Origin of the sequence: Halovivax sp. (genome assembly GCA_007119345.1) — an archaeon.
GTDB lineage: Archaea > Halobacteriota > Halobacteria > Halobacteriales > Natrialbaceae > Halovivax.
The window spans coordinates 1-2,826 of record SKPV01000038.1 but is presented as its reverse complement, the minus strand read 5'-3'; the positions used below and the strand labels follow the sequence as shown (position 1 = coordinate 2,826).

Genomic DNA, 2,826 nt, shown 5'->3' with positions numbered 1-2,826 from the left:
TAGCCCTCCGCGTCCGCGAGCGCCTCGAGCGCCGGGTGGCGCAACTCGTCGGCTTCGAAGGGCCCGCCGTACTGGCCGACCGCCACGTCACCGTCGCCGGCCGCCTCGAGGAGCCACGCGACCCCCTCGGACTCGTCGGTCGCCCGGGCGACGTCGCCCGCCGCGACGTCCACGGTTCGCTCGATGATCGCCGTCGGCTCGACGTCCGTCTCGGGCTCCGCCCCGTCGACGACCGCGATCGCGTCGTCGCCGAGGGCGATCGCAGTCTCGTTCTCGCCCTCGACGGACTCGTAGACGTCGAACTCACCCTGCTCACCCGTCCGTTCCAGCTGCGTCTGGAAGTCGGCCACCGGCTCGGCGGTCAGCTCCGCGTCGAGCTCCTCGCGGTCGATGACCCCGGTCACGACGAAGGCGTCGCCGACCTGCACCAGCTCCTCTACCTCGGACGTGAACGGCCCGTCGTCGTCGAGGAGTCGGCCAAGGCCGAACCGCGCGAGCTCGAGTCCGACGAAGAAGTACGCCGAGATCAGCCCCTCCGACACCGGCGCGATCATCGGATCCGCGGCGAACTCGGCCGGGACCTCCTCGCCCGGCTCTGCCTCCTCGAGTTCCGTCGCCACGAACTCCTCGAGGGCCGCCCAGTCGACGTAGTCGAACGCGAGCGCGCCCTCCTCGAGCGCGAGCCAGCGCTCGTACCCCGGGAGGTGTTCGTCTCCCTCGATCCGCCCACCGCCGACCGTTCGCGCGTCGGCCGTCGCGACGCTCGTCGGCACGAGGGCGATCGCGGTCGTCGTGAGACCGGCCGAACGCAGAACGTCTCGTCGTTTCATTGTCACGAAAGGGAGTACGACCGACGGGGAGTTATAGCCCACACCGCGACCGACCCGGCCGCTCCCGGGCTGACTCGCGAACGTCGCCGGAGAGGCTCACGCGAATAACCGTGTCCACGGACGGACTCCCAGAGGTCGCCACACGCTCAGATGTCCCGCCGCGTGAACAGCAAGACGGCGACGCCGACCAGGACCACGAACGCCGCCAGGAGGATCCCGGCGTCGCCGTAGGCGTACTCCTCGCGGACGAGGATAGCGGTCTCGTCGTAGTAGCGGCTCGGCCCCACGGCGCCGATCCACTCGTAGTTGTCGTCCAGCCTGGAGACGCTGTCGAGCAGCCAGAGGGCGAAGACGACCGTCAGCGCCGTCGCCCTCGCGGTTCGGACGCGGTCGATCGCGACGGAGCAGACGAGTCCGATCGCCGCGCACACCAGCAAGTACGGAACCGAGAGCAGGTGTACCATCGCGACGGCGACGGGATCGAACGGCTCCCCGATGATCGCCCCGCCGAGGAAGACGATGGCGCCGACGCCGACGTTCAGCACGGCCAGCGGGAGCCAGAGGGCGGCGACTTTCTGGAGCACCACGGACTCGCGCGAGATCGGATTGGAGAGCGTGAGGTCCATCTTCCGCTCGTCGACGTCCTTCGCGATCGTGCCGGCGCCGACGGAGGCGAAGTAGATGCCGACGAGGACGATCCAGAAGAACGAGTAGATCTCTGCGGCGATGAAGCCCTCGATGGTGCCCAGCGCTTCGATCCCGAACAGGTCGAAGAAGAAGGCGGGGAAGGCGCCCTCCAGAACTTCCATCTCCTCCTGGACGCTCGGGAACATCGCAAAGTACATCGCGGCGAGCAGGGCGAAGACGACCACGATCACGAGCGAGCTGCGGACGCGCTTGCCGGACTCGACGCGCAGGAGGGCCGTCGAGGCGCCACCGATCGCGGCCAGTCTGGAGGAATTCGCCGTCGCCTGGCGCGCGGCCGAGTCGCCGGATTCCGGTTCCGACCCCATCAGATGTCCCTCCTGGCGAAGACGGCGATCGCGACGCCGACCAGGACCACGGACGCCGCCAGAAGGATCGCTGCGTCGCCGAGCGCGTACTCCTCGCGGACGAGGATGGCCGACGGGTCGTAGTACCGGCTGGGCGACGCGGTCCCGACCCACTCGTACTCCGGCGCCGTCTCCGAGAGTCCCTCGATCAGCCAGAGGACGAAGACGAGCCCGAGCGCGCCGGCCTGTGCGCTCTCGACGCGGTCGAGGCTGACGGAGAAGACGATGCCGATCCCCGCACAGACCAGCAGGTAGGGGACGGTGAGGAGGTGGGCCACGCCGAGCGAGACGGGGTCGAGGGTCTCGCCGATCGCGGCCGCCCCGAGGTAGACGACGACGAGCAAGCCGAGGTTCAGCGCGACCAGCGGCACCCAGAGGGCGGCGACCTTCTGGAGCACCACCGACTCGCGCGAGACGGGGTTTGAGAGCAGCAGGTCCATGCGACGCGCCCGGACGTCCTCGGCGATCAGCCCGGCGGCGGCGTAGGCGAAGTAGATCCCGGCGAAGAGGACCCAGACGACGGAGAAGACGTAGCCGCCGACGAAGCCTTCGATGGTGTGGATCTCCTCGATCCCGAGCAGGCCGACGAGGAACGCCGGGAACGCCTCCTCGATGAGCTCCGCCTCCTCGGCGAAGGCCGGGAACACGACGAAGAAGAACGCCGCGAGGAGGGCGAACAGCCCGGTCAGGACGAGCGAGCTGCGGACCAGCTTTGCCGACTCGACGCGGAGGACGGCCGTGGACCCGACTCCGCCCGGCCAGCGTCGGCTCGCCGACACCCCGTCCTCGCCCCCGCCCGCGCGCCGCGGCGTCGGGCTCATTCCGCCCCCGCCGGGGCGTCGTCCCCGTAGTAGTGCTTGAAGACGTCGTCCAGTTGCGGGTCGCCGACGTCGAGGTCCCGGACGTCGAACCCGCCCAGGTGGTCGATCAGCGCGTTGTAGTCG

3 protein-coding genes and 1 pseudogene are annotated in these 2,826 nt (G+C 69.7%); all 4 read right to left on the bottom strand.

All coding sequences use genetic code 11. The annotated features are described in order from the left end of the window. On the bottom strand, positions 1 to 830 hold an 830-nt coding region (locus QZT59_RS03285; protein ID WP_290811290.1), incomplete at its 3' end, for a hypothetical protein. A 146-nt stretch (positions 831 to 976) separates the two neighbouring features. Then, positions 977 to 1,843: an ABC transporter permease gene (locus QZT59_RS03280; RefSeq protein WP_290811288.1), complete on the bottom strand. Its 867-nt coding sequence runs from the start codon at positions 1,841 to 1,843 to the stop codon at positions 977 to 979. Further along, positions 1,843 to 2,703 (bottom strand): ABC transporter permease subunit, encoded by an 861-nt coding sequence (locus QZT59_RS03275; protein WP_290811285.1) that lies wholly within the window; start codon positions 2,701 to 2,703, stop codon positions 1,843 to 1,845. Before QZT59_RS03275 ends, QZT59_RS03280 begins: the two co-directional genes overlap by 1 nt. After that, a pseudogene (locus QZT59_RS03270) lies at positions 2,700 to 2,826 on the bottom strand (ABC transporter ATP-binding protein); the annotation flags it as partial. The gene QZT59_RS03275 and the pseudogene QZT59_RS03270, both read right to left, overlap by 4 nt.